A 26,881-nucleotide genomic window follows, 5' to 3' on the forward strand; every position below is an offset into this window, starting at 1 on the left:
TTCGCCTGCGGACCGCGGAGCAGAAGAGAGAAATCTCCCGCAGGGTGTCCGAGGCGCTCGTCTCGGTGGCCAAGGCAGCACCGGGAACCGTACAAGTGCTCTTCCGCATGGCACGCCCACACGATCAGTATTTCAACCCGTCCGATCTGGTGGCCGCGTTCTATCCAGCGGCCGGCAACGCCGAAGTCACGTTCCGTTCCAGGGTCCAGGTCCGTAAACGGATAAGCGGAATCACGTATTGCGTTCCCGCGGTCTGCGGACGCGCCGGGCAGTGATGCCTGACTTGGCTCACGTTCAAGATCGAATCCGGGCTGTAGGCCGTTGACCTGATGGTTCGCCGCGGAGTGCGCACGCCGCTTTCCGCGGCTCACAGGAGATCGAGCACATCGGCTCCGCGAAGGACGCAGAGTCGGGGATGCTCAAAGCGGTCGCGCGACAGGCGGCCGGCCGCCGGGCAGGAAGAACTGGACCTCGGGCTGGACGACGCTCCGGGGTGCCGTCCAGGATCACGTAGACTACCCGCCCCCGGTGGCCCAATGCCTTCGTGATCACGTGCTTCTGTTGGTGTGGCCTCAAGCGTCCCAGCGCTGGTTGGCGCCGCCCCAGCAGGTGTACTGCTGGAGGCGGGCGCTATTTGCCGTCGACTGGCCGGACACGTCGAGGCACTTGCCCGAGTGCCGGGCGACGATCTCGACGTAGCTCGTGCCGGACACGGTGCGGAGATGCCACTGCTGGTTGGTGCCGCTGCCGCACGTGTACTGGATGACGGCCGCGTTGTCCGCGGTGGAGGCGTTGTTCACGTCGAGGCACTTGCCGGAGTGCTGCGCCACGATGTTGTGGTAGCCGTTGCCCAGATCGCGCAGTTGCCACTGCTGGTTGGCGGCCCCGGTGCAGGTGTACTGGATGATCTCGGCGGCGTTCGCGGTCGAGCCCTGCAGGACGTCGACGCACTTGCCGGAGTTCTGGTTGACGATCTGGGTCGTCGTCGCGCCACCGCCGCCGTCGACGGCGTCGCCCCAGCCGTAGCGCAGGCGGTTCGCGCCGGACTGATTGCGGATCGTGAGGTTGAGGTCGGTGCCGCTGCCGCTCCTGGCGTACATCGAGTACCAGTCGTAGCCGATGTCGCCGGGCTTGCCGCCGATGGCCGGCCAGTAGGTGCCGCCCATGGCGTTGTCCCGCATCACCTGGGTGACGGCGCGGATGTGGCGGACGAAGTTGTCCGTGCTGTTCGCGTCGGCGTAGTTCAGGCCGTTGTTCATCGGAGCCCCGAACTCGGTGACGACCGCCCGCGAGGCGCAGGTGCCAAGGCGGGTCTGGACGTGGGACCGCCAGCCGTCGTACGTGTTCGCCGAGTAGAAGAACGCGTAGTGGTGGAACGAGAACAGCGTGCCGGCGAAACGCGAGTCGTTGCACAGGTCACGGAGGTCCTGGCTGTAGCCGGTACCGCCGACGAGCACCCGGTTCGGCGGGGCCGAGTAGTGGTAGCCCAGCCAGTCGGCGGCGATGTTGCGCCACTCGGCCGAACTGTAGCCGTGCGGCTCGTTCATCGGCTCGAAGTACACGAGGCTGTTCGATCCGTACTGGGAGGTCACGGTCGACCACATCGAGTTCCACGCCGACAGGTTGGTGATGCGGCCCCCGGAGGCCGCGCCGTCCTCCCAGTACGCGAGGATGACCTTCCACCCGCGCGCCGTGGCGGCGTCGACGGCGCCGCGGTAGGCGTTCCACCAGGTGGTGCCGACGGTGTGGGTGTTGATCGGCAGCCGGACCGTGTTCACGCCGAGTGTCGACTGCATGTCGTCGTACAGCGCGTTGGCCTTGGCCTGCACCGTGGCGTAGCTGTCGGAGCCGCTCAGCCCGTCGACGACGAGCGGGCCGGTGCTGAAGTTGTCGCCCAGCACCGCCCAGTTCATGCCGCGGAACTGACTGGTCGCGGCCGCTGCGGGCGTTGTCCATAAGCTCACCACGGTGATCGGCAGGAGCACCAGGGCTGCCAGTCCGGCGAGCAGCCGCCTGGCTCGGGATGTGTCCATGGGGGAACCTTTCTCGTGCGTCGTCGCGGTGGTCTGCTCACGGGCCGGAAGGTCGCGTCGGCCGATCCGGCCGAGATGGTCCTGGTGCCTGGCGTAGTCGCGCGCGGTCGGGCGGGCACGACGAGACGTGGTGCTTGTCATGCTTCTCCTTGAGGGCATGCACCATGGACCGGCGGCACTGCCGGTTTGTGCACGCTCACGGCGTGATCGTTGACACCCGCCCGGAGAGAAATCCGTCTACCAAGCCCAAGTTAGCGCTAACACATCGCCGAGAAAAGAAGCAAAGCGGCGTCGCCCGGGGCCTCGGTGAGCGCCCGGGTGAGCCGATCGAGCTCGGCCAGGTCCGTACGGGCCTCGTGCGGGGCGTCGTCGAGCACGCGCCGCGCGCCCAGCGTCCGTACGAGATCGCCGGCGAGCAGCACGTCACTCGCCGGCGGGACCCCCGGTCTCCAGCAGCCGCCCTTCGGACAGCTCCAGCCAGCGCTCCACCTTGATCTCCGCGAGGAACCGCTCGTCATGGCTGACCACCGCGAACGCCCCCTCGTACGCCCCGAGCGCGCTCTCCAGCTGCCCCACGCTGGTCAGGTCGAGGTTGTTGGTCGGCTCGTCGAGCAGCAGGAGCTGCGGCGCCGGCTCCGCGCACAACACGCAGGCCAGCGTGGCGCGCAGGCGTTCGCCGCCGGACAGCGAGCCCACCGGCAGGTGCGCCCGCGGCCCGCGGAACAGGAAACGGGCCAGCAGATTCATCCGGTCCGCGGCCGGCATGCCGGGGGCGAACGCGGTCAGGTTCTCGGCCACGGTGCGCTCGACGTCGAGCAGGTCGAGCCGCTGCGACAGGTAGGCGACCCGGCCGTCGGCCCGGCCGGTCGTACCACCGTCCGGCTCAAGGTCACCGCTGATCAGGCGCAGCAAGGTCGACTTGCCCGCGCCGTTGGGGCCGGTCAGCGCGATGCGCTCGGGCCCGCGGACGGTCAGGTCGATGCCCGGCGCGGCGAACAGGCCGCGCGCTTGCAGGCGTTCGCCGTGGAAGACCGTACGCCCGGCGGGCACGTTGGTCCCCGGCAGCTCCAGCGCGATCCTCTGGTCGTCGCGCAGCGCCCGCCCGGCCTCCTCCAGCCTGACCTTGGCGTCGCTGACGCGGGCGGCGTGCACCTGACCCGCCCGCCCGGCCGACTCCTGCGCGCCGCGCTTCATGTTCCCGGCGAAGATGCGTGGCAGCCCGGCGTTCTTGAGATTGCGGGCGGCGTTGCCGGCCCGGCGCTCGGCGCGCTCGCGTGCCTGCTGCATCTCCCGCTTCTCGCGCTTGAGCTCCTGCTCGGCGCTGCGCACGTCACGTTCGGCGGCTTCCTGCTCGGTACGCACGGCGTCTTCGTACGTGGTGAAGCCGCCGCCGTAGAAGCGGAGCTCGCCGCGGTCGAGCTCGGCGATGCGGTCCATGCGGTCGAGCAGGCGGCCTGCTCCGGGTGAGGGTCTCGCCAGGGCGACGCGGCTGCCGTTCGCCGTGTCTCCCCGTCATCTGACTGATGTGTCGGAATCCCCTGCCCGAAACAGTAAGAAATGCGCTTTCCTTGTGACACGACACGGAGGACTCCACATGATCAACAGACGCACCTTCGGCAAGGCCGTCGGTGTGGCCGACCGGCGCGACCGGCGCCTCGCTGGCGGGATCGCAGGCCCTCCCGCCCGCCTCCGCCACCACGCGCGGGGCGGCCCCGAGGTTGCCGGTGGTCACGCCGGCACGCACACGTCCTTCGCCTCGCCGAAGCAGGTCAAGGCCGGGTTGCTGGACATCGGTTACGCCGAGGCCGGCCCGGCCCGCGGCTACCTCGTCACGAGCCTCGAGGCCAACCTCGAGCCGCTGCCGCCGAAGGCGGAACACGCCTGGTCACGACGATCCGGCGCGGCGGTGGTCACGGCCTGGCCATGGCGCTGAACGGCCGCATGGGAAACTGCTGCGGTGACCGCACGACGTATCGCCTACCAGGGCGAGCCCGGCTCGAACTCCCACATGGTGTGCAAGCACCACTACCCCGACTGGCATACGGTGCCGTGCGCGTCCTTCGAGGACGTGTTCGCGGTGGTGGAGAACGGGGAGGCGGAGCTGGCGATGATCCCGATCGACAACTCGATCGCCGGCCGGGTCGCCGACATCCACCACTTCCTGCCGACCTCGGGCCTGTACATCGTCGGCGAGCACTTCCTGCGCATCCAGTTCAACCTCATGGCGCCGCCGGGTGCGACCCTGGACACGATCAAGGCCGTGCACAGCCACGTGCATGCCCTCGGCCAGTGCCGCCGGATCATCCGCGAGCACAAGCTGGTGCCGGTGATCGCCGGTGACACCGCCGGCGCTGCGCGCGAGGTGGCCGAGGCGGACGACCCGACCCAGGCGGCGATTGCGCCGCCACTCGCGGCGGAGATCTACGGTCTGCACATCCTCGCCCGCGACGTCGAGGACGAGGAGCACAACACCACGCGGTTCGTGGTGCTCAGCCCGGACTTCGTGCAGGCACCGCGCGGCGAGGGCCCGGTGGTCACCTCGTTCGTCTTCAACGTCCGCAACCTGCCGGCCGCGCTCTACAAGGCGCTCGGCGGGTTCGCGACCAACGGCATCAACATGACCAAACTGGAGAGCTACATGGTCGGCGGCCACTTCGCGGCCACCCAGTTCCTCGCCGAGGTCGACGGGCACCCCGAGGACCCCGGCCTGAAGAACGCGCTGGAGGAATTGGCGTTCTTCACCACCGACGTGAAGATCCTCGGAGTCTACCCAGCCGGCCCGTCCCGCGCCGACTGAATCTCGAGACGGGCGCTCTGGCTGGTGTGATTGCACCAGATTGGAGGCGAAGCCCCTTGTCCGCGAGGAGCAGGAGTCCCGGGGGGCGGCAAGGCCCACCACGGACCACCACCGAGCAGGCCGAACACCCTGGTACGGCTGGCCCTACCACCCATGGGAGGGCCGGCCGTCCTCTGGTTCGGGGGGTCGCCAGGCTGGGACGGAACCGCGCCGATTCCTAACGTCGAGGCTGTTCCGTCATCGCGGCTTCCGCTTCGAAAGGCGTGCCGATGCCCGCAGTCCTCGAACCAGCCCGTACGGCGGGCCGCCGCCTGCACCGCCCGCTCCTGATGATGGTCGCCTCGATGGCACTGCTGCTGGTCGTCTCGGCCGTGGGCATGGTGGCCGACGACCGTGTCCTGCTCGGTGCGCCGGTCTGGGGGAAGCCCCTCAAGTTCGCCGTGTCGTTCATCGTGTACGGCCTGACGCTGGCCTGGTTGTTGACGCTGCCGCACAGGGCGAGCCGCTGGACCTGGTGGATGGCGACGCTGCTGGCCGTCACCGGCATACTCGACGTCGGCGTCGTCGTGGTCCAGGCGGCGCGCGGTACGTTCAGCCATTTCAACCAGGCGGACGACCCGTTCAACAACGTCATCCAGGTGATCTTCGGCGTGGGCGTGCAGCTGCTCATGCTGGCGAACTTCGTCCTCGCCGGGCTCCTGATCTTCCAAAGGGTCGGCGACCGCGTGCTCACCTGGGCGATTCGCGCGGGCCTGACCTTCGTGATCGCCGGGATCGGCCTCGGGCTCCTGATACCGATGAGGTCCAGCGAGGTGTGGACGGCCAAGGACGCGGCCGGGCACGCGATCCCCCTGGCCGCCCAGCACAACGTGGGCGTCCCGGACGGCGGTCCCGGGCTGCCACTCACCGGCTGGAGCACGGTCGGCGGCGACCTGCGCATCCCGCACTTCGTCGGCCTGCACGGGCTGCAGGTCATGCTGGTCGTGGCGCTGGTGCTCGGGTTCCTGGCGAGCCGGGTCACCCTGCTGCGCGACGAGCGGACCCGGGCGGGCCTGATGATCGTGGCGGCCGCGGCGTACGCGGGCCTGATCGTCCTGGTGACTTGGCAGGCGCTGCGCGGCCAGGCGCTGATTCACCCCGACGGCCAGACGCTGGGCGCCCTGGCCCTGCTCATGGCCGCCACGACGGCGGCGAGCTGGGCGGTCCTCGCCGCGGGCGGTTCGCCGGGCCCGCGCCGGGTGGTTCGCTCGGTGACCTGATCGACGCCCGGTCATGCCCTGCTGACGGCGCCTCTTCTCATGATCGCGGGAGCGGGAGCCTGCCCGATGGCTGTCGACCACCGTGGCGGCTGGCAGGTGCTCGTAGACCGCCCACACAACCTCCGGAAACGTCAACCTGGACTCCATCACCCCGCGGGCCACGTGACCGGTGCTCGAGGCGGAGAACGTCGTGAGGACGTGCACTTCCGCCCTCGTGGCCGGGACTGTGTCCAGCCGTAGCGAGGTCGAAGTGTGCTGCCTACGACGATCTCTCAAGATCTCGTTTGACTCATGTGGCGCATTCCCGGCGAGCCGAGCCGACCACGAAGGCCTCCAGCCGGTGCAGCAGGGCGGCCATCTCGCCCTCGGGCAGGCGGGTGGTGTCGGCGCTCAGTTCCACGCCGAGCGTGCCCTTCCAGCGCATCAGGGCCACGCAGAAGTCGCAGCTGCGCCGGTACATGCCGGGCAGCCACTCCAGTTCGGACTCCCCGTCCGCGTGGTCGGCGCCGCCTGGATCCTCGCCGGGGCGCAGGTCGTTGAAGCAGCACAACGGGAACATGGGGACGCCCCGGTCGGCGCTCATTCGGTCGACCATCGCATGCAGGGCCAGCGAGTCGAAGCGGGCGCGCCGGTAAGACGCGAGAACCGCCGGATAGGCGCTCACCAGGGTCTCGGAAAGGCTTCCGCACGGGCCCAGGGTGAACAGTCCCAGCTGGTTCAGGCTGCTGACCAGGTCCCGGGTTCGGTCGCTGAAGCGGTTGTGCACGATCGGGGTGATCGCGCACACTTCATGCCCGGTCAGCTCGCGCAGCAGCATGGCGACCGCCACCAGCAGGACCGTGGCCGTGCTGACGCCGGTACCGCGGGCGAGCACGTGTGCGGCGTGGTTGAGCCGGGGCGACGACAGCACGGCCCGCGCGAACTTAGGCGTCGTGCCGCTCCCGACAACGGTGGGAAACATGGAGGACGGTACCGTCCGAAGAAGCGCCTCCCACTGCGCGATCGCCCGGTCCGAACGGGCCGATGCCGCCTCCTCCTCCCGTACCAGGTCGAGCACCTGCGACGACGGCGGCCGCGCGATCACTCCGCGGAGCAGCAGCATCCGCAGGTCGCGCACCACGACGTCGGCCGCGCGCCAGTCCGCGACGACATGATTGATCACGAGCGCAACGTGAGTGACGGCGCCGTCGCAGACCACGAGTCCGGCGCGCAGCGGCTGCTCGCCGTCGCCGAATGTTCGTCCGGCCAGGCGGGCGACAAGTTCCGCCGCGGCATCGTCCACGTCGCCGCGTGCCGACTCAACCATCTCGATCGACAGGGTCCCGGCCGCCGCCACCTCCTGATACGGCCCGGCCACGCCGAGCCGTACCAGGGATCGCAGGGCGTCATGCCGGCGCATCACCTCGGCCAGGGCGGCCGCCACGGCCGAGGGATGGCGCGGCCCGCCCGCGCGCGGGACTGCGAGCAGCCGGGGCACGTTGAAGTAGCGCGCGTCCGGCCCCACCCGCTGGATGGCCGTCCAGATGTCCCGCTGTCCCCACGCGAGCTCCGCCGTGCCGGAACGGTCGGCGGCGAAGTCCACCGAAAGCTGCATGACATTCCTTCGGCTCTCAGACACCCCTAACTCCGGACTTTCCAGTCCGCGGCTCCCAGTTCAGACAGCCGCAGACCCGGGTCGCCGCCCGCGCGCGTCACCACGCGCGCGAAGGCATCCGCCAGCCGGTGCGCGGTGGCGGCGTCGAACAGGTCGGTCGAGTACTCCAGCCAGCCGCCGATCCCCTCGGGCCCCCGGTACACGTCAAGGGACACCTCCACCCGGGCCCGGCCCAGGTCAGGCTGTGGATACACCTCCACGGCCAGGTCCCCCAACTCGGTACGGAGCAAGTCTCCGGTGGGCAGGTTGTGGGTGAGGTTGAACATCGCCTGGTACAGCGGCGGACGGCTCAGGTCGCGGGGCACCCGGAGTGCGCCGAGGATGCGATCCAAGGACGTACCGCCGTGGGCGAGGGCCTTCAGGGTGCTGATTCGGGTACGCCGCAGCAGCTCGCCGAAGGGCGGATCCCCCGAAAGGTCGGCCCGCGCGACGAGCGTGGTGGAGAAGTAGCCGATCAGCGGGGCCAGCTCGGGCCGGTCCCGGCCGACCACGGGCACGCCTACGCAGAAGTCGTCCTGCCCGGCGGCCGCACCCAGCGTGACCTGCCACGCGGCGAGCAGGGCCATGAACGGGGTGGCCCGGTGGGCGCGCGCGATGAGTTCCAGGCGGGTGACATCCGCGTCCGGCACGGCCACGCCGGCCTTGGCGCCGCGGCCGGTCCAGCGGGCGGGGCGAGGGCGGTCGAGGGGCAGGTCGAGCGGCGGCGCTCCGGCGAGCCGCTCGATCCAGTAGTCCAGATGGTCCCGGTCCTCCTCGGCTCGCCGCCGCTCCGTCACGGCGAAGTCGCGGTACTGCGTGGGCAGCTCGTCCAGCATCGGAGGACGGCCTTCCCGGTGGGCGCGGTAGCATTCGCCGAGCTCGCGCATCAGCACGTCGAGCGACCAGTGGTCGACCACGATGTGGTGCAGCACGATGCACAGGACGGCGTCGTCGGCGGCCAGGCGCAGCAGCCCCGCCCGCCATGCGGGGGCCGCCACGAGGTCGAACGGCCGCCCGGCGTAAGCGGCGATCGCCGGCTCGATGTCGGAGCAGGCGGGATCCAGGTGGTCCAGCCGCACTTCGCGGGGCTCGTCCACGACCTGGGCGGGCAGGTCGCCGTCCAGGACGAAGCGGGTGCGCAGCACCTCGTGCCTGGCGGCGATCACGGTGAACGCCGCGGCGAGACCAGTCTCGTCGATGGGGCCGCGCAGCCTTACCGGCCACGTGATGTGATAAGCGCAGTCGTCAGTGTCGAAGCGTTGCAGGAACCACAGCCGCTCCTGCCCGGTGGACAGCGGCCAGGTCCGCTTCTCCTGGCCGCCGAGCAGCGACCGGCGCAGCGCAGCGCGGCGTTCGGCGGGCAGCGCGGCCAGGCGCCGCCGCAGTTCCTCGCGCTCGGCCGTGCCCTGCTCTTGATGGTCGGCGACCACCCTCATCTCGGGGCTCACGAGCCCTCCTCGTTGATCGGCAGCGTCTCCGGCTCGCGCGTTCGCCGGCGGAATGTGGTGCGGGCGCCTTTTGGGAACGCTCCCAAAAGAGGCTAGGTTTCGCCTCCGAGCAGGTCAAGATCTCCTTCTTGCCCTTCGCCGCAGCCCAATGTGATCCGACCGGGACGGTAGGCGATCCCTGCACGTGGCGCGGGCCATTCCGAACGATTCATTCTCGACGTTTGACAGCCTGGAAACTTCTTCGTCTGATGCTGACGACATCCAACTGATCGAATAGAATTCGTGGGAGCGCTCCCACCGCCTCGACACCCACCAAGGAGTGCCGATCGTGCCAGAAGGATTGCTGGAAGAGATCACGGAGGACCTGTCCGATGACGACCTCGGGCTGCTCCTGCTGATCAGGCACTTCGAACGCAAGCTGCTCGACCTGTTCGGCCAAGGGCTGGTACAGGGCACCACCCACACCTGCCTGGGGCAGGAGTACGTGCCGGTCGCGTTGGCGCCGCTGCTGGGCGAGCGGGACTTCGTCTTCAGCAATCATCGCGGGCATGGCCACTACCTGGCCCGATTACGGGACCCGTACGGGTTGCTCGCGGAGATCCTCGGGCGGGAGGGCGCGGTCTGCGGCGGCGTGGGCGGCAGTCAGCACATTCTGTCCGGCCGCTACCTGTCCACCGGGATCCAGGGCGAGAGCCTGCCGGTCGCCGCGGGCGTGGCCCTGCATCTGCGGGACGCCGAGCCGGGCGCGCTGGCGCTGGCGTACATCGGCGACGGAACGTGGGGACAGGGCGCCGTCTACGAGGCGCTCAACATGGCCGCGCTCTGGCGGCTGCCGCTGGTCGTGGTGACCGAGAACAACGGGATCGCGCAGACCACACCGACGTCGGCGCAGATGGCGGGCACGATCGGGGATCGGGCGCGGGCGTTCGGGTGCCGGTTCCTGCACGTCGGCTCGCGGGACATAGGCGAGATCCGGGACGGGCTGCGGCCGCTGTTCGAGCGGACCAGGGAGGGCGCGGGGCCGCTGGTGGTGGAGTTCGCCACGCACCGGCTCGGGCCTCACAGCAAGGGCGACGACACCCGCTCCGCCGAGGAGATCCGGCGCGCCCGCGACCACGACTGGTTCCCGCGCGAGGGCGCCACCGTGTCCCCTCGCTTTGCCCGCATGGACGCGGAGGCGCGCGCGTTCGTCGAGGTGGTGGCCGGTGAGGTGCTCGGGCGACCGCTGTCGGCACGGGAGGGCTGAGGGAGATGCGGGTCGCGGAGAGCCTCAACCAGGCGCTACACGAGGTGCTCGCCGGCGATTCGTCCGTGTGGATGCTCGGCGAGGACGTGCTCGATCCGTACGGCGGGGCATTCAAGATCACCAAAGGGCTGTCCAGCCGTTTTCCCGGCCGGGTGCTGGCTACCCCGATCAGCGAGAACGGCATCGTCGGCGTGGCGGGCGGCCTGGCCCTCGCGGGCGGCAAGGCCATCGTCGAGATCATGTTCTCCGACTTCGTGACCCTGGCCTTCGATCAGATCGTGAATTTCGCCAGTAAATCGGTCTCCATGTACGGCCGGCCGCTGCGGCTGCCACTGATCGTGCGATGCCCGTCCGGGGGCGGCCGCGGCTACGGACCCACGCACAGCCAGAGCCTGCAGAAGCACTTCATCGGCGTACCCGGTCTCGCGGTGTACGAGGTGTCCCCCTTCGACGACCATCGCGAGCTGTTCGGCGAGATGCTCGCGCGCGGCGAGCCGTGCCTGCTGTTCGAGGACAAGACCCTCTACACCCGGCAGATCTTCGGCGGCGGGGTCGCGGACGATCTGTTCCGGTACGACGTGCTGCCGCGGGCCGCCACGGCCGGCGAGGTGACCAGGGTGTACCTGGACGATCCCGAGCAGGCGGACTGCGTGATCATCGCGCCGGGCGGGCTGGCGCACCGGGCCCTGGCCGCGATGCGCACGCTGCTGCTGGAGCGGGAGATCACCTGTCTGCTGCTCGTGCCGCGGCGCCTGTATCCCTTCGACGTGACCCCGCTGTCGCCGCTGCTGGAGCGGGCCGGTGCCGTGGTCGTCGCCGAGGAGAGCACCGCCGGCGGCACCTGGGGGGCCGAGGTGGCGCAGCAGGTGCACAGCCGGCTCTGGGGGCGCCTGCGGCGTCCGGTGTCCCTCGTCCACTCGGCGGCCAGTGTGATCCCGGCGGCCGTCCATCTTGAGCGTGACGTGCTGGTGCGGGACACCGCGATCGTCCGCGCCGTACAGGAGCTCTTGCCTTGACCGAGCTGAGCGTGCCCAAACTCAACAACAACGACACCGAGTACCTGCTGGTCGAGTGGCTGGCCGAGGACGGCGCCGGGGTGCTGAAGGGCGATCCGGTGGTGGTTCTGGAGACCTCCAAGGCGGCCGAGGAACTGGTGGCCGAGGCCGATGGCGTACTGCGGCGGACGGCGGAGACCGGCGCGACCTGCGTGCCCGGGGAGGTGATCGCGTACATTTCCGATGACTCGGCGCCTCCGCCGGCGGCCGCCGATCACGAAGCCCCTGCGCGTGAAACCGACGGTGAGTCCTCCGAGCCGATCATCACCGCGCCCGCCCAGGCGCTGATCGACGAGCACGGCGTGGACCCGGCGCGGATCCGCGCGCTGGGGAAGAAGGTGATCAGGCGCGCCGACGTGACAACCCTGATGGAGACCGGTGGCGACAACGCGTCGTCGCGGCCGAGGACGCTGCCGGCCGTTCAGCGGGCCGTGGCCGCTGCGGTCACCCGTTCCCATCAGACGATCCCGGCCGCCTTCACCGCCGTGAAGCTGGACGCCGGCCCCGCCATCGCCCGGGCCCGCGTCCTCAGCAAAGAGGCCAGGGCGCTGATCGGCCTGCCTGAGCTGCTGGTTTCGGCGGTCGCCTCGCTGCACGGGCAGTTCCCGATGTGCTTCGCCGAGCCGGTGGTGGTGGACGGGCCCGGAGGCGAACTGGCCGTGGTCCCCTCGTCGGCGCCGAACGTCGGTGTCACCGTGGACGTCGGCGATGGCCTGTACGTCCCGGTGCTGCGCGGCGCCGACCGCCTGTCCCTCGGGGAGATCGCGCAGCGGCTGACGGCGTACCGGACGACGGCGATGCGGGGGGCCTTCCGTGAGGAGGACCTGGCGGGCGGGAACATCGTCGTCACCCTGCACACCGACGCGGCCGTGCTCCTCGCCGTGCCGATCGTGTTCCCGGGGCAGACCTGCGCGCTGTCGCTGTGCGCGCCGCAGCACGAGTTCGCCCTCGACTCGACCGGAAACGTCGTGAAACGCACCACGGTCACCCTCGGGCTCGCGTTCGACCACCGCGTCGTCAACGGCCGCGAGGCGGCGATGTTCCTGAATGCCGTGCGGAAGACCGTCGCCCCCTGAGCGGGGGTGACGTGCACGTCATCCGGACTGCCCGGTCAGGGCGCGCCGCGCCTCCTCCTCACTCATCGCGTCGATCTCCTCGATGAGCAGGTCCTCGACGGCCTCGGCGAGCTCGGCCACGGTGCCGCAGCCGAACACGGTCCGGATCGGCACCTCCACCTCCAGCATCGCCCGCAGCCGCGCCGCGACCCGGGTGGTCATCAGCGAATGCCCGCCCAGCTCCAGCAGATCGTCCAGCACGCCGACCCGTTCGAGGCCGAGCACCTCGGCCCAGATCTCGGCGACCAGCGCCTCGCTGTCGGTGCGCGGCGCTGTGTGGTCCGTCCCGGTGACCCGGTCCGGCTCGGGCAGCGCGGCCCTGTCGACCTTGCCTCGGGAGGTGAGGGGCAGCTCCGCCAGCTGTGACCACAGGGTCGGCACGAAGCCCCTCGGCAGCCTGCGCGCGGCGTGCGCGCGCAGCTCGGCGGGATCGGCGGGGCCGGTGAAGTAAGCCACCAGGTCCTCCCCGCGCGCCGCCACGGCCACCTGCCCGGCGCCTGGGTGCTCGCGCAGGGCGGCCTCCACGTCGCCGGGCTCGATGCGCACGCCGCGGACCTTGACCTGGTCGTCCAGGCGGCCCAGGAACTCCAGCAGTCCGTCCGAACGCCACCGCGCCCGGTCGCCGGTGCGCAGGCGCCGGGTGCCGGGGTCGCCGTACGGGTCGGGCTCGAAGGCGGCGGCGGTGCGGCCGGGCAACCCGGCATACCCGCGCGTGACCCCGGCGCCGCCGATCACCAGCTCCCCCGCAGCGCCCGGCGGCACCGGCTCGCCTCGAGGGTCAAGCACCCGCACCGACGTGGCCGACAGCGGCCGGCCGATCGGCGGGCGCCCGCCGGAGTCGGTCCCGTCCAGCTCGGCCCAGGTGGCGATGACCGTGGCCTCGGTCGGCCCGTACGTGTTGACCAGCCGGACCCCGGGCCCCTCGCGATGCCAGCGCGCCACCGCCGCCCCGTCGGCCTGCTCACCGCCGAGGATCACCAGCCGCAGCGCCGGCGGCCAGGCCACCTCAGCCGGCGACTCGACGAGCCGATGCCAGTACGCGGTCGGAAGATCCAGCACGGTGATCCGCCGTCCGTCCGGCTCGGCCAGCAGATCGGGCAGGCTCGCCGGGCCGTCCGGCAGCGGCACCACCGCCGCCCCGGACGCGAGCGCCGGGAAGATCTCCTCGACGTGGGTGTCGAAGCTCAGCGACGCGAACTGCACCACATGATCCCCCGGCCCCAGGCCGTACTCTCGCCGCATCCACCCGACCCTGGCCGCCACCGAACCATGCTCGACGAGAACCGCCTTGGGCAGCCCGGCAGACCCCGACGTGGTCATCACGTAGGCGATTCCCTTCTCTGGCCCCTTGGCCGCGCTCCCCTCCCCCACGGCGCGCACGCCGTCCTCGCCGATCAGCCACGCGGCACCCGCGGCGGCCATGGAGTCTGTGTGCCGGGCGAACGGGTCGGCGGGGTCCAAGGGAAGGTACGCGGCGCCCGCCCGCCACACACCCAGCAGTGCGGCGATCACCTCGGCGGACGGGGCCAGCCGTACGGCCACCACGTCGCCCTCCCGGACGCCGCTCTCCCGAAGGGTGCCGGCGAGCGTGCCTGCCCGGTCCCAGAGAGCCGCGTACGAGACCACGTGATCATCGCAGCGCACGGCGACGGCGTCCGGCATCCGGCGCACCACGTCCGCCACCAGGTCCAGCACCCCGTCCGCGACCGGCTCGGCGGGCCCGGCGGCCAGCTCGGCCATCGTCTTCTCGTCCTGTGCGGTCCACGCGGGAAGCCGCGAGATCGGCGTGTCCGGCTTGGTCACGGCCCCGGCCAGCAGCGTCAGGTAGCGCTCGGCGATCGTCTCCACCTCGCCGATGTCGAACACCGCGCCGTCGTACCCGAAGCAGATCGCCAGCTCGTCCCCAGCCGGCCAGACCTCCACCAGCAGATCCACCACGATCTGGTCGTGGTTTCCCTGGGGGTCCGACACCCGGACTCCTCCGTACACCCGGTCCTGCCCGGCGGCGTAGTCCTGCATGATGAACACGGTCGGCAGCAGCGTCTCGACGCCGCGCGCCAACCGCTCCAGCAGCGGCGCGGGCCGGCCCATCACGTCCAGCACCACCCTTTTGACCCGCCCGAGCAGCTCGGCGAACGTCGGATCACCCGTCAGGTCGCCGCGCAGCGGCAGGGTCTGGGTGAGGTATCCGACCATCCGCTCCAGCTCGACCCGATCCCGCCCGGCGACCACGGTGCCGACCAGCATGTCCTGCTGCCCGCTGTGCCGGAACAGCAGCGCCTGGTACGCCGCCATCAGCACCATGAACGGGGTCGCCCGATGGGCCAGGGCCAGCCGCTCCACTTCGGCGAGGTGACGCGCGCCCAGCCGTACCCAGTGATATCCGCCCTCCCGGACGGCCGCGCGCGCCCCGGGACGGGCGAAGGGCAGCTCGGTGACCGGCGGCGCGGCCAGCGCCTCGCTCCAGTACGGCATGGCCTTGTCCGCCCTGCGCCGCTGCCAGCGGGCGTAGTCGCTGGGCAGGATGCGCAGGTCGGGCAGGCGGGCGGGGCGGCGCTCCACGGCGGCGGCGTAGTACTCGCCCAGGTCGTCGAGCATGATCTCCAGGGAGTGCCCGTCGGCCAGGATGTGGTGCAGGGTCAGGCACAGCACGTGATCGTCCGGGGCGATCTCGATGACGGCGACCCGCAGCGGAACGCCCGCGGCCAGGTCGAAGGCGGCGTTGGCACGCTCGTCGACCAGCGCGCCCACCTGCTCCTCGGCCGCCGCCAGCCACTCGATGGGCGGCGCCCAGCCGACCGGCCCGGCCACCGCCCAGGGCGTGCCGTCCTCCTCAGTGAAGGCGGTCCGCAGGCTCTCGTGCCTGGCCACGAGCGCCCCGAGGGCGCCGGTGAACGCGTCGCGGTCGAGCGGGCCGCGCAGGCGTCGTACCAGGTACATCGTGTACGAGGCGTCGCCCGGCACCAGCCGCTGGAGCATCCAGAGCCGTTCCTGCGCGGGCGACAGCGGTGCCCTCATGACCCGGCCGCCAGATCGTCGAACAGCCCCTCGAGCTCCTCGGCGCTGAGGCCGTCCAGCTCGTCGCGCAGCGCGGCGACGTCGGCCAGGCTGAGATCGGCGTCGTCCATGTCGTCGAGCCGGGCGGCGAATCCGGCGATCGTCGGATGCTCGAACAGGACGACGATCGGCACCTCCAGGCCGTACCTGGCCTGGACCCTGGCGATGATCTGCGTCGCGGCGAGTGAGTGGCCGCCGAGCTCGAAGAAGTCGTCGTCGGCGCCGATGGGCTCAGTGGCGCCGAGCACCCCCGCCCAGAGCTCGGCGAGGTCGGACTCGACCGCGGTGGCCGGGACCCGGAAGGCGGCCGTGCCGGGGCGCGTCCACGACGGGGAGGGCAGGGCGGCGCGGTCGAGCTTGCCGTTGGGCGTGAGCGGCAGGGAGGTCAGGGTCGTGTGCCGGACGGGGATCATGTAGTCGGGGAGCGATGCGCGCAGTCGTTCCCGCAGCGCCGCCCAGTCGACGGCCTGCCCTCGCGGAACCAGATACGCCACCAGACGCCCGTCGCGGACGGCGACCGCGGCGTCCTTGACCTCGGCGGCCGCGCGCAGGGTGGCCTCGATCTCGCCCAGTTCGATGCGGAATCCGTGGATTTTGACCTGCTGGTCGGCGCGGCCCAGGTACTCCAGCCGACCGGCGGGCGTGATTCTGGCCAGGTCGCCCGTGGCATACATGCGGGCGCCAGGGGTGCCGGCGTACGGGTCGGGCAGGAAACGCGCGGCCGTCTGACCGGGCAGCCCGTGGTATCCCCGGGCGACCCCCGCGCCGCCGATGAGCAACTCGCCGATCTCCCCGTCGGCGACCGGCGTCCCGTTCTCGTTCAGCACGTGAACCGAGGTCCGCCCAATGGGCGACCCGAGATCCACGGCCTCAGGTCCTGGCCGCACCCGGCCGGCCGTGGACCACACGGTGGTCTCCGTGGGGCCGTACACGTTCCACAGTTCGGCGCCGTCCGCCAGCAGTTCGTCCGCGAGATCGCGGGGCAGCGCCTCACCACCGCACAACCGCGTCCTGATCGTCGCGGGGATTCCGCCGGACTCCAGCAGGATGCGCCAGCCCGCCGGTGTCGCCTGCATGATCGTGACCCCCTCGGCGGCGGCCCGTTCGCGCAGCGCCCATCCGTCGGAGACCTCCCCGGTGGTCGCGATCACCACCCGGCCTCCCGTGAACAAGGGCAGCAGCAACTCCAGAACCGAGATGTCGAACGACAGCGTGGTGACGGCCAGCCACCGATCCTCCGGCCCGATCGGCAGCAGTTCGGCGAATGACTCCAGCAGGTTCGCCACGGCCCGATGCGGCACCGCCACCCCCTTCGGGCGACCTGTGGACCCCGAGGTGAACATCAGGTACGCCAGCCGATCCACGACCGCCGGGGGCGGCGCGGCGGCGGCCGGCCGGATTGCCGGGGGCACGGCCGGGATCCGCGCGGACGAGAGGGGAGCCCCGTTCAGCGGCCGGCCTCCGGGTGAGAGCGTGAGAACGGTGGGAACGCCGTCCAGCAGTGCGGGATCGACGCCCGCCTGGGTCAGCACCAGGCCGATGCCCGCATCCTGGCGCATCATCCGCAGCCGTTCGGCTGGGAACGCCGGATCCAGCGGTACATAGGCCCCGCCCGCCGTCCATATGGCGAGCATCGCCACGAGCATCCCGGTGGTCCGCTCCACGCACAGCCCCACGGGCACCTCGGGACCGACGCCGTGCCTGCGCAGCACGGCGGCGAGGTCATCGACGCGCCGGTACAGCTCCCGGTAGGTCACCTGACCGTCGGAGCCGGTCACGGCCACCGCGTCGGGCGCATTGTCCAGCCACCGCCATAGCGTGCCCGCTCCGCCGTGCACTGCCCCCCGCGGGGGCGGCGTCGTGTCGTCACTCAACGTCGATATCGCCTTTCAGTTTCGCAGGCTGAGCGGGCGCATGTCCGTCCAGACGGTCTCGATGTGGGCCAGGCACTCCTCCCGAGTGCCCGCGAACCCGGCGTCGGACCAGCCGGACGGCAGGTCTCGATCGGCGGCCCAGATGGAGTACTGTTCCTCGTGGTTGACGACCACCCGCATCTCGGCACTCACGTGTTCTCCTCGTTGACCAGTAGCGTGCAGGTGTGGGGGGCGGGCCCGACGATGAAGAACACCTCGGTTGTCACGGGGGCGATCATGATGGGCGGTCCGCCACCTGCGACAGGTGCTCGACCAGCCCGTCGAGCGTGTCGAGGCTGCCGTTGAGCTCGACGTCGAAGCCGAACGCGTCCTCGATCGCGTCGATCAGCCGTATGTAGCCCAGCGAGGTGAGGCCAAGTGCCGTCAGCGAGCAGTCGGCCGCCAGTATCTCCGCCGTGGTGAGTTCACCGTCGCTGGCCTGGGCCACCAGCGCGGCCACGCGCTCCCTCAACATGTCTGCTCCCGCAGGCGGGCGACCTCCGCCGCGATCCGCGTCGCGGTGGCGTCGTCGATGAACACCTCGAAGGAGAGCTCCACACCGAGCCGCTCCTTGGTCCTGACCATGATCTGGGTGATCGTGAGGGAGTGGCCGCCGAGATCGAACAGGTCGTCGTCGGGTTCCACGTCGTCCAGCTCGAGCTCCTTAGCGAAGATCGCCTGAATCTCCCGTACGAGATCGGCGTCCACCGGCCCGTCTTTGACGGCGGCGGTGACGGCGGTCACGGACACCGCCGGAACGGGACTTGGCAGCGGCAGCCGGTCCAGCGGCGTCTCCGGATCCGCGGCGACCGCCGCCAGCAGCGCGGCGAGGTGCTCCCGGATCCGCCCGGCGCCCGTCCGGTCGAGGAGCGCGGGGTTGTACTGCAGCCGCGCCGCCGTACCCGCCTGGTCATCGACGATCTGCAGATGGAGCGTGTTGCGCACCCAGCCGTTGAACATCATCCACTCCACCGACGCGCCCAGCCCGGGGAACAGCGGGCTCGGCTCCGGCCGCCGGCGGTAGCTGAGCGACACGGCGGTGAGCGCGGCGCGCGGGCCGATCCCGTCCACGGCCCGGGCCAGCGGAACCTCGCGATGCCGGTACAACCGCCGCAGATCGCCCCGCAGGCTCCGGGCGAACTCGCCGAACGTGCCCCCCTCGGGCACCCCGATCACAGGCAGCTCGTTGACGAAGGCGCCCACGTGGTCCCGGCTCCGCTCGGTCCGCGTGGACAGATCCACGCCGACCGCGGGCCGCGCGGTGCCGTACGCGTGCAGCAATGCGACGAACGTGGCCAGCACCGCCTCGAATCGGGTGACCTCCAGCCGCGCGGCGAGCCCGGCGAGGTCCTCGATCTCGAAGTCGAGGGCGGAGCCGGGAGCCGCGGCCAAGGACACACCGGTCAGGCCGGGCAGGCGCAGCTCCCGCTGGTCCTGCCACCGGTCCTGCCAGTACCGCCGCGCGCCCGGCAGTGCCTCCCCAAGCCTGGCCTTCTGCTGGACCATCACCTCCGGGTACGTCGACCCCAGCGGCGCCGGCGTCGCGCCCCCGTACCAGGCGGCCAGATCCCGCAGCAGAATGTCCTTGGACTCTCCGTCGAACACCGCGTGATGGGCCTGGAACAGCAGCACATGCCGCTTGGCGTCCTCCCTGATCAGCGTGAACCACGCCGCGGGCCCTTCCACCGGATCGACCGCTCTGGCCAGCTCCTCCTGGAGATCGCCGCCTTCGCGCATCGGCGGCATCGCGTGCGGGACCACCCGCAGCTCACCGCCGTCCTCCACGAGCACGCCGCCCAGCACGGGATGCCTGCGCGCCACCTGCTCACATGCCTCCCCCAGGGCCATCACGTCGAGCGGCCCGTCCAGCCACACGGCCAGCGGCATGTGAAAGGCTCGCCCGGCAACCCCGGCCCGCTCGGTGAGCCACATCCCCTGCTGCGCAGGGGAGGCCGGCCACGATCCGGTCATCTCCCGCCTTCTTTCTGAAAAGGGCCCGACTTCTCCGCCGAACCCGCTTCCACCACAGAATCCGCCTGCTTCAGGAGATCACGCAGGCCGGACTTGACGACCTTGCCCGAGTGGTTTCTGGGCAGGCGGTCCACGAAGATCACTCGTGCCGGTAGTTCGTGCGGGGCCAGCCGTGTCATGAGGAAGGCCCGCAGCTCCGTCACGAGCGGTGCCCGCGAACGGGGCACGACGGCGGCGGCCGGCACGGTGCCGAGCACGGGGTGCGGCACGCCGGCGACCGCCGCCTCGGCCACGTCAGGGTGTTCGTGCAGCGCGGCCTCCACCTGCACGGTCGACACCTTGTACGCCCCGGACTTGAGGACATCGCTTTCCCGGTCGACGAGATAGAGGTAGCCGTCCTCATCGAGGTAGCCCAGGTCGCCCATCCGCACCCACCCGCCACGGAAGGTGTGCGTGCTGGCCTGCTCGTCCCGGTAGTACGAGCGCGTGGTGGCGGGTGACCGCAGCCAGATCTCCCCCGTCTCCCCGGCCGCGAGTGGCCCGCCGTCGGGGCCGGTGATCTTCAGTCCGCTGCCGAGCGCCGGCCGGCCTAGAGCCGCAGGCCGCGACGGGTCGTAGATCATGACGGTCTGGGCGGGCGCCGCCTCGGTCGAGGTGTAGTAGTTCGTCACGGTCGCCTTGGGGAACGCCGCCGCCAGCCGCTCGCACAGCGCCGCCGGCAGCGCCGACGCCGCCGACCCGAGCAGGACCACGCCGGAGAAGTCGTGCCGTTCGTGCAGCCCGGCGTTGAGCAGCTCGAGGGCCATCGCGGGCACCAGGAACACGGTCCCCACCTGCCGCGACTCGATCAGCCTGGCGAACCTGCCCGGGGTGAACCGCGCCAGGGTCAGCACCGACGGGCGCGCGTCCAGGGCGTTGATCAGCATGGCCTGGCCGGCGTTGGTGCCGATCGGAAACGCGTGCAGCAGAAGCCGCGAATGCCCGAACCTTCGGCGATTGGCCCGGGGGGCGCAGCCATAGGTGAGGTTGGCGTGGGTGGCCGCCACCGCCTTGGGCCGGCCCGTGGTGCCAGAGGTGTAGAGGATCTGCGCCAGATCCCCCGGCCCCGGCGGCTCGGGTTCCCGTGAACCGGGCTCCAGCTCGGCCGGCACGGCGCTCCAATACCCGCCGTCCGGCGGCCCCTTGCCCGCGTGCAGCACGCCTGTCGCCGAGCAGTGCTCCAGCATGTACGCCACCTCGGCCGGAGCGAACCGATCGGAGATCGGTACGGCAACCCCGCCGGCGAGCTGCGCGGCGCAGTAGGCCACGGCGAAGTCGGTCCAGTTCTCTGCCCCGAACAGCAGCCCCACCCGGTCGCCCCGCCGCACCCCGCGCCGGACCAGCCCGCGCGCCAGCGCATCCGCCCGCGCGTGCCATTCCGCGAAGGTCAGCGTGCCGCCCCCGGCGACCTCCAGCGCGGCCCGCTCGGGCTCCTCCGCGACCCGCCTGGCTAGCAACTCCGGCACGATCATGACTCTCCCCCGGCGCGCCGCCGCAGCTCCTGGATTCCGACGAGATCATCGGGCAGCGCGTCGGGCACCTCGCTGTCGAACCGCGCCAGCACCCGCACCCGCATCGCCCACACCGCGATCAGCGCGATGGCCAGCCCGAAGGCCACGTACATCAGCCCGATCCCGCGCCCGTCCCCCGTCCCCAGCAATGCCCCCGCTGTCGCGGCCAGCGGCCCGTCCGGCGCCATCAGCGGCTCGAACACCGCCGCCCCGTACGGCGCCACCAGGCCGAACCCGATCGGCAGCGTGGACCAGGCGACGAGCGTGTTGAGCGCGATGACCCGGCCATGGAACCGCTGCGGCACCTTGACCTGAATGATCGTCGCGTACACCCCGTTGAGCAGCGTCAGACACAGCGACATCCCGAACGCCCCCACGATGATCGCCACCAGATCCGCCCGTACGCCGACGACCACGCAGAACACCGCCAGCGCGAGCGTGAACAGCAGCACCCCGCGCAGGCGTCGCCGGCGCGGTCCGCCCCACACGGCCATCAGCAGCCCACCGGCCAGCACGCCGATCCCGCCCGCCAGCGACACCTGCCCGACGTCCTGCAGCGTCGCGAACGACAACACCAGCGGCGAGATCATCAGGAACAGCGGCGACAGGAACACGTTCAGCACGGCGAAGAACACCAACATCCCACGGAAGCCCCGATTTCCCCAGGTCAGCCGCCAGCCGCCGGCGATCTCCGCCATGACCGTCTCGCGGCGCCGCCACGCCATGCTCCGGGGGAACCGGACAGCCAGCACGACCGCGGCCGCCAACCCGTACGACACCACGTCGATGATCAGGATCCCCTCCAGCCCGATGACCGCCATCAGCCCGACCGCCAAGAGCGGCACCGCCACCTGGGCCGTACCGGTGACGAGCTGTACCACCCCGTTGGCGTGGCCGAGGAACCGCTTGGGGACGAGTTGCGGGATCGCCGAGGCGTACGCGAACCGCTGGAAGGTCAGCGCGACCGACAGCAGCGCGAGCAGCGGGTAGATGTGCCAGATCTCCAGGTTGCCGGTCCACAGCAACAACCCGAGGATCAACTGCACGCCGCCCGCCGTGACGTCCGCGGCGAGCATCACCACGCGCCGGTCGTGCCGGTCCACGATGGCCCCGGCCAGCGGCGCGACCAGCATGCCCGGCAGCAGCCCGAGCACCGCGAACAGCGCGAAGTTCACCAGCGAGCCGGTAGTCGTGTAGATCCACAGCGGCACGGCGAATTCGGTCAGCGCCGACCCCAGGATCGACACCAGCTGCCCGGCCGCGACCATCGCGAACCGGCCCATGCCCGGCCGCACCCGAGGAGCCCCGTCCGCGGCCGGAGAGTCTCCGGAGGACACGCCTTCCAGCCACCACGTCGATCGCGGTGTACGTGCCAGCCGCTCGGCCCGCCCCTCGGCGATGGCGCGGTGCGTGCCGGTCACGATGTCCGCCAGTTCTCTGGCCCGATATTTCAGGAAGAAGTGTCCCGCCTCGTCCAGCACGACCAAGGCCGTCAGCTCCGACAGCACGTGCCACTCGCGGTACCGCTCCTGGTAGAACTCCATCGCCGGGTCGCGTTCGCCGGCCAGCGCGATCACCGGCGCCCGCAGCGGGGCCGCGGACTCCTCGAACATGCCGGTGAAGTACCGCTCCGCCTGCCGGGTGCCGCGCCGCCGGTTGCGGACCATGAGGTCGAGCTGGTCGCGGCCCACTTCCTCCACGTCCAGACCGGCAGACCGCAGGTCGTTGATCCAGGCCTGGTCGCCACGGATGCGCTCCATGAGGTCGGTCAGGCCCGCGAGGCGGCCGCGGGGACGGGCGAAGGGGAAGACACCTCCGAGGTACACCGCCTCGACCTCGCGGCCGGCGGCCTCCAGCTTGCGGGCGATCTCCGCGGCCAGCATCACGCCGAGGCCGCAGTGGCCATACAGGGCGACGGGGCCCTCGATGCCGTCGAGGATCTCCTGTACGCACCCGTCGGCGACCTCGTCCAGTGACCGGGCCTCCTCGCCCAGTTCGTGCCCGGGCACGGCGATCGAGTACAGCGCCCAGTCGGCCGGCAGCGCGTCCGCCAGCGGCTGGTAGATGACCGCGCTGCCACCTCCGTACGGCGCGCAGATCAACGTCGAAGCGGCCGTCCTGGTGGGCGTGAGCCGGTGCAGCAGGCGGCGCGGGCCGTCGGCGGCCGACTCCAGCGTCGCGGCCAGCTCCCGCACGGTGCGGTGCTTGAACAGGTCGAGTACGGTGACGCTGCGCTCCGGCGCCACCTGCCTGAGCCGGGCCACCACCCGCATGGCCAGCAGGGAGTGCCCGCCGAGCTCGAAGAAGTCGTCCGTTGCGCCGACCTCGGGGACGTCGAGCAGCTCGGCCCACACGGCGGCGACGGCCTGTTCGGCGATGGTCCGCGGCGGCACGAACCGGCCGGTCGTCTCCGGCGCCGGGTCGGGCAGGGCGCCCCGGTCCACCTTGCCGTGCGACTTCAGCGGCGGCGGCTCATCCAGCCATACGTACCTGGCGGGGATCATGTAGTCGGGCAGCCGCTCGGCCAGCCACGCCCGCACCTCGGCGGCCTCCGGCCGGGCCCCCGCGGACTCGCCGACGAGGTACGCCACGAGCAGGCCGCCGCGCATGTCGGCGATCGCCGACGTCACGCCGGGACACCGGCCGAGCACCGATTCGATCTCGGCCAGCTCCACCCGGTAGCCGCGGATCTTCACCTGCAGGTCGCGGCGGCCGAGGAACTCCAGGTTCCCGTCGGGAAGGTGACGGGCCAGGTCACCGGTGCGGTACATGCGTGCACCGGCCGGACCGTACGGATCGGGCAGGAACCGTTCCGCGGTCAGGGCGGGACGGTCGAGATACCCCCTGGCCAGCCGATCCCCGCCGAGGTACAGCTCCCCCGCGACGCCGATCGGCACGGGCTCCAGATGCTCGTCCAGCACGTACGCCCGTGCCCCCGGCATCGGCCTGCCGATGGGCAGCGTCGTTGTCGTGCCGCCGCCCTCGACCGGATACGTGGTGACGCCCACCGTAGCCTCGGTCGGCCCGTAGTGGTTGACCACCCGGCACCGCCCGGACGCGGCCAGTTCCTCGGCCCAGTCGCGAGGCGCCGCCTCACCGCCGAGGATCAGCAGCTTGCGCGGCAGCACGTCGGCCTGCAACGCGGCCAGATGAGAAGGAGTGATCTTGAGGTGGTCGATGCCCGCGTCCCGGACGTATTCGGCCAGCTCATGCCCTGCAGTGCGTGGCGCGATGATGTGCAGCGTCCCGCCGGTGACCAGGCACGTGTAGAAGACCGTCACCCCGAAGTCGAAGGCCAGCGACTGCAGCAGCCCATACGAACCGCCGGGTTCGATCTCCAGGCGCTCCCGCAGGCCCGCGAGATAGACGAGCGCCTGCCGATGCTGGATCGCGACGCCCTTGGGCCTCCCGGTGGTGCCGGACGTGTAGATGACATAAGCCAGGTCGTCGGGAGTCACGTCACGAGGGACCGGCACGCCGTCGAGATCCCCATGGGGTTCTTCCAGTGCACCGGAGCCATCGAGGCCGACCGTGACCAGCCCATCGGGTAACCGCCCCCTGGAGGACGAATCGGCCACCGCGATCCGCACCCCGGCGTCCCGCACCACATATTCCAGCCGCTCGCGCGGATGCTCCGGATCCAGCGGCAGATAGGCGGCCCCCGCCTTGAGCACGCCGAGCACCGCCACGGCCAGTCCGGCGGACGGCTCCAGGCACACCGCCACCCGTTCCCCGGGCCCGGCGCCGAGGGTCCGCAGCCGCCGGGCCAGCCGATCCGCGCGGATGTCGAGCTCGCCGTACGTGAGTGAGACGTTGCCCGCGACCACCGCGACCGCTGTGGGATCCTGGCCGTCGATGACCTCGTGCAGCAGCCGGATCCCGGCGGGCGGCGCCGGCTCGGCGACCCCGAGCGCCAGCACGCGCCGCCGCTCGTCCTGGCCGAGCAGCGGCAATCGGGAGATCGGCAGCCCGGGGTCGGCGACCGCCGCCCGCAGGAGCGTCTCCAGGCATCCCACCAGCCGCCGCGCCGTATCCTCCCGGAATAACGCGGTGCTGTACGCGAGCTGCCCGTGCAACCCGCCTCCGCCCTCGAAGAGATAGAGCGCCAGGTCGAACCGGCTGGCCACGGTGGGGATCGGATACGGTTCCGCACCCAATCCGGAGGTGTCCAGGGTCCGGCCGCGATAGTTCTGCAGCGCGAACATGCTCTGGTACACCGGCGTACGGCTGACGTCCCGCTCCACGGCCAGCTCGGTGACGAGCCGGTCGAACGGCAGCGCCTGATGCGCGAACGCGTCCAAGGTCGCGTCGCGGACCCGGCCGAGCAACTCACTGAAGGTCGGGTCGTCGCGCAGGTCGGCCCGCATGGCCAGGGTGTTGATGAACGGCCCGACGACCCCCTCCAGCTCGGGCAGCTCCCGTCCGGACACCGGCGACCCCACCGCGAAGTCGTCCTGCCCGGCGAACCGGCCGAGCAGCACCTGGAAGGCGGCGAGCAGCGTCATGTACGGCGTGGCTCGATGTGCCTTGCCCAGCTCCGCGATCGACGCCGTGAGCGCGGGGTCCACGATGACATCCACGGCGGAGCCGGTCCAGCGCTGCTCGGCGGGCCGCGGCAGGTCGGTCGGCAGTTCCAGGGCAGGCACCCCGTCCAGCCGGGACACCCAGTAGCGCATGTCGTCGTCGAAGGTCCGGCCGCGCTGCCAATGCGCGTAGTCGCCGAACTGCAGCGGCGCAGGCGGCAGTTCCCGGCCCGCGTGCAGCGCCAGCAGCTCTTGAAACAAGATGTCGCACGACCAGCCGTCGGTGATCGCGTGGTGCATGGTGAGCAGCAGCACGTGCTCGCGCGTGGTCTCCTCGGGGGCCGACCGCACCAGCAGGGCGCGCAGCAGGGGCGGGCGGGCCAGGTCGAACGGCCTGGTCAGCTCCCCGTCGAGCTCGCCGGGATCGGCGGTGACGCGGAACTCCACGACCGGCTCCTCGGCGATCACCACCTCCGGATGGCCGTCCGGGGTGGTGACCAGGCTGGTACGCAGGCTCTCGTGCCGCCGTGTGAGCTCCGTCAGCGCCCTGGCCAGCGCGTTCTCGTCGAGTTCGCCGGTCAGCTTGACCGCGAACGGCACGGTGTAGGCGGCCGTGCCGGGAGCGTACTGGTCAAGGAACCACAATCGCTCCTGCATGGCCGAAGGCGGCGGCGCGGTGCCGGGGGCACGGCGGGGAACGCTGACCTTGGTGGCGCGCGCTCGAAGGCGACGCTCCAGCAAAGCCTGCTTGGCGGGTGAAAGGGAGCTCCTGGTCACGCGTCTTTCTCCTCGGAACACGCGGTTGTACACGTATGGGGTCCGTGACGATGACGCCCAGACCGGGATGTGCTGCAGTGCGATCGGTGTAGCCGGAACGGCGAAATGTTGCGCAGCGTGGGAACGCTCCCACGAGTGAGGCTAGGTTTCGGCCCTATGGAGGTCAAGCACTAGATCGACATTTCCGATCGCAGCTCGTGGCCTAACAAGCACGATTTGCGATGTGCGCACGTCGCTTCCCTTTTTTCGCCGACCCAATTTTTCGAACCCTTGACAGATGGGAAACCCATTCGTCATCTTCCTGGGAGCGCTCCCAGGCACTTTTGACCACAATGACCACTTTGGCCACGAATAATATGGGACCGCCTCACTTCGGCTCAGCAGCACCGGCTCCTGCGGTCGCCTGCGCCCGTTGCCAGCGGTGCCCGCACCCTTCTGCCTGACGACTCATAGCTTTCTTCGATTTCTGGAGAAAGCTATGGGCAAGTTAGACATTTCGCCTTA

General features: G+C 70.9%; 19 protein-coding genes. 7 read left to right on the plus strand and 12 right to left on the minus strand.

Annotated elements, in window-relative coordinates:
- The first annotated feature begins 5 nt into the window (after window positions 1-5).
- Window positions 6-275, plus strand: a complete 270-nt coding sequence (locus OHA25_RS48280) for a tautomerase family protein (RefSeq protein WP_327591153.1) — start codon at window positions 6-8, stop codon at window positions 273-275.
- Window positions 276-572: 297 nt separating this feature from the next.
- Here the strand turns inward: OHA25_RS48280 and OHA25_RS48285 are convergent, their stop codons facing one another.
- The 3 genes from OHA25_RS48285 to OHA25_RS48295 form a co-directional block, all read right to left on the minus strand.
- Window positions 573-2,174, minus strand: a complete 1,602-nt coding sequence (locus OHA25_RS48285; protein ID WP_327583570.1) for a ricin-type beta-trefoil lectin domain protein — start codon at window positions 2,172-2,174, stop codon at window positions 573-575.
- 116 nt (window positions 2,175-2,290) lie between these two features.
- The gene (locus OHA25_RS48290) at window positions 2,291-2,455 is read right to left on the minus strand and encodes a hypothetical protein (protein ID WP_327583571.1); all 165 of its coding nucleotides are present in this window, start codon (window positions 2,453-2,455) and stop codon (window positions 2,291-2,293) included.
- A 1-nt stretch (window position 2,456) separates the two neighbouring features.
- A complete protein-coding gene (locus tag OHA25_RS48295; protein WP_327583572.1) occupies window positions 2,457-3,470 on the minus strand; it encodes an ATP-binding cassette domain-containing protein in 1,014 nt (337 codons plus the stop codon).
- Window positions 3,471-3,627: 157 nt separating this feature from the next.
- Here OHA25_RS48295 and OHA25_RS48300 point away from each other — a divergent pair, with 157 nt between their 5' ends.
- The 3 genes from OHA25_RS48300 to OHA25_RS48310 all read left to right on the plus strand — a co-directional run bounded on the left by OHA25_RS48300 (window position 3,628) and on the right by OHA25_RS48310 (window position 6,089).
- On the plus strand, window positions 3,628-3,966 hold the full coding sequence (locus tag OHA25_RS48300) for a hypothetical protein (protein WP_327583573.1): 339 nt from the start codon (window positions 3,628-3,630) through the stop codon (window positions 3,964-3,966).
- A gap of 24 nt (window positions 3,967-3,990) precedes the next feature.
- A complete protein-coding gene (locus OHA25_RS48305; RefSeq protein WP_327583574.1) occupies window positions 3,991-4,830 on the plus strand; it encodes a prephenate dehydratase in 840 nt (279 codons plus the stop codon).
- Window positions 4,831-5,099: 269 nt separating this feature from the next.
- Window positions 5,100-6,089 carry a hypothetical protein gene (locus tag OHA25_RS48310; RefSeq protein ID WP_327583575.1) on the plus strand — a complete coding sequence of 330 codons (990 nt, stop codon included), beginning with the start codon at window positions 5,100-5,102 and terminating at the stop codon, window positions 6,087-6,089.
- A 289-nt stretch (window positions 6,090-6,378) separates the two neighbouring features.
- Here the strand turns inward: OHA25_RS48310 and OHA25_RS48315 are convergent, their stop codons facing one another.
- Window positions 6,379-7,683, minus strand: coding sequence for a condensation domain-containing protein (locus OHA25_RS48315; RefSeq protein ID WP_327583576.1), 1,305 nt, complete (start codon window positions 7,681-7,683; stop codon window positions 6,379-6,381).
- Between the two features lie 26 nt (window positions 7,684-7,709).
- Window positions 7,710-9,170, minus strand: a complete 1,461-nt coding sequence (locus OHA25_RS48320; protein ID WP_327583577.1) for a condensation domain-containing protein — start codon at window positions 9,168-9,170, stop codon at window positions 7,710-7,712.
- Between the two features lie 328 nt (window positions 9,171-9,498).
- Here OHA25_RS48320 and OHA25_RS48325 point away from each other — a divergent pair, with 328 nt between their 5' ends.
- Genes OHA25_RS48325 through OHA25_RS48335 form a run of 3 tightly spaced genes read left to right on the plus strand, consistent with a single transcriptional unit; the run spans window position 9,499 to window position 12,547 of the window.
- Entirely contained in the window at window positions 9,499-10,416 is a 918-nt protein-coding gene (locus tag OHA25_RS48325; protein WP_327583578.1) for a thiamine pyrophosphate-dependent dehydrogenase E1 component subunit alpha, read from the plus strand.
- Window positions 10,417-10,421: 5 nt separating this feature from the next.
- Complete coding sequence (locus OHA25_RS48330; RefSeq protein WP_327583579.1) at window positions 10,422-11,432, plus strand: alpha-ketoacid dehydrogenase subunit beta; 1,011 nt, start codon at window positions 10,422-10,424, stop codon at window positions 11,430-11,432.
- Window positions 11,429-12,547, plus strand: coding sequence for a 2-oxo acid dehydrogenase subunit E2 (locus OHA25_RS48335; RefSeq protein ID WP_327583580.1), 1,119 nt, complete (start codon window positions 11,429-11,431; stop codon window positions 12,545-12,547). The genes OHA25_RS48330 and OHA25_RS48335 overlap by 4 nt, the downstream gene beginning before the upstream one ends.
- An 18-nt stretch (window positions 12,548-12,565) precedes the next feature.
- On the opposite strand, the gene OHA25_RS48340 is transcribed toward OHA25_RS48335, so the two are convergent.
- The 7 genes from OHA25_RS48340 to OHA25_RS48370 all read right to left on the minus strand — a co-directional run bounded on the left by OHA25_RS48340 (window position 12,566) and on the right by OHA25_RS48370 (window position 26,377).
- The gene (locus tag OHA25_RS48340) at window positions 12,566-15,604 is read right to left on the minus strand and encodes a non-ribosomal peptide synthetase (RefSeq protein ID WP_327583581.1); all 3,039 of its coding nucleotides are present in this window, start codon (window positions 15,602-15,604) and stop codon (window positions 12,566-12,568) included.
- A complete protein-coding gene (locus tag OHA25_RS48345) occupies window positions 15,601-17,517 on the minus strand; it encodes a non-ribosomal peptide synthetase (RefSeq protein WP_327583582.1) in 1,917 nt (638 codons plus the stop codon). The genes OHA25_RS48340 and OHA25_RS48345 overlap by 4 nt, the downstream gene beginning before the upstream one ends.
- Before the next feature lie 15 nt (window positions 17,518-17,532).
- On the minus strand, window positions 17,533-17,697 hold the full coding sequence (locus OHA25_RS48350) for an MbtH family protein (RefSeq protein ID WP_327591154.1): 165 nt from the start codon (window positions 17,695-17,697) through the stop codon (window positions 17,533-17,535).
- 94 nt (window positions 17,698-17,791) lie between these two features.
- Window positions 17,792-18,031, minus strand: coding sequence for a phosphopantetheine-binding protein (locus OHA25_RS48355; RefSeq protein ID WP_327583583.1), 240 nt, complete (start codon window positions 18,029-18,031; stop codon window positions 17,792-17,794).
- Window positions 18,025-19,527 carry a condensation domain-containing protein gene (locus OHA25_RS48360; RefSeq protein WP_327583584.1) on the minus strand — a complete coding sequence of 501 codons (1,503 nt, stop codon included), beginning with the start codon at window positions 19,525-19,527 and terminating at the stop codon, window positions 18,025-18,027. Before OHA25_RS48360 ends, OHA25_RS48355 begins: the two co-directional genes overlap by 7 nt.
- Complete coding sequence (locus tag OHA25_RS48365; protein ID WP_327583585.1) at window positions 19,524-21,038, minus strand: class I adenylate-forming enzyme family protein; 1,515 nt, start codon at window positions 21,036-21,038, stop codon at window positions 19,524-19,526. Before OHA25_RS48365 ends, OHA25_RS48360 begins: the two co-directional genes overlap by 4 nt.
- Window positions 21,035-26,377 (minus strand): non-ribosomal peptide synthetase/MFS transporter, encoded by a 5,343-nt coding sequence (locus tag OHA25_RS48370; RefSeq protein WP_327583586.1) that lies wholly within the window; start codon window positions 26,375-26,377, stop codon window positions 21,035-21,037. Before OHA25_RS48370 ends, OHA25_RS48365 begins: the two co-directional genes overlap by 4 nt.
- Between the last annotated feature and the right edge of the window lie 504 nt (window positions 26,378-26,881).

Source organism: Nonomuraea sp. NBC_00507 (assembly GCF_036013525.1).
GTDB lineage: Bacteria > Actinomycetota > Actinomycetes > Streptosporangiales > Streptosporangiaceae > Nonomuraea.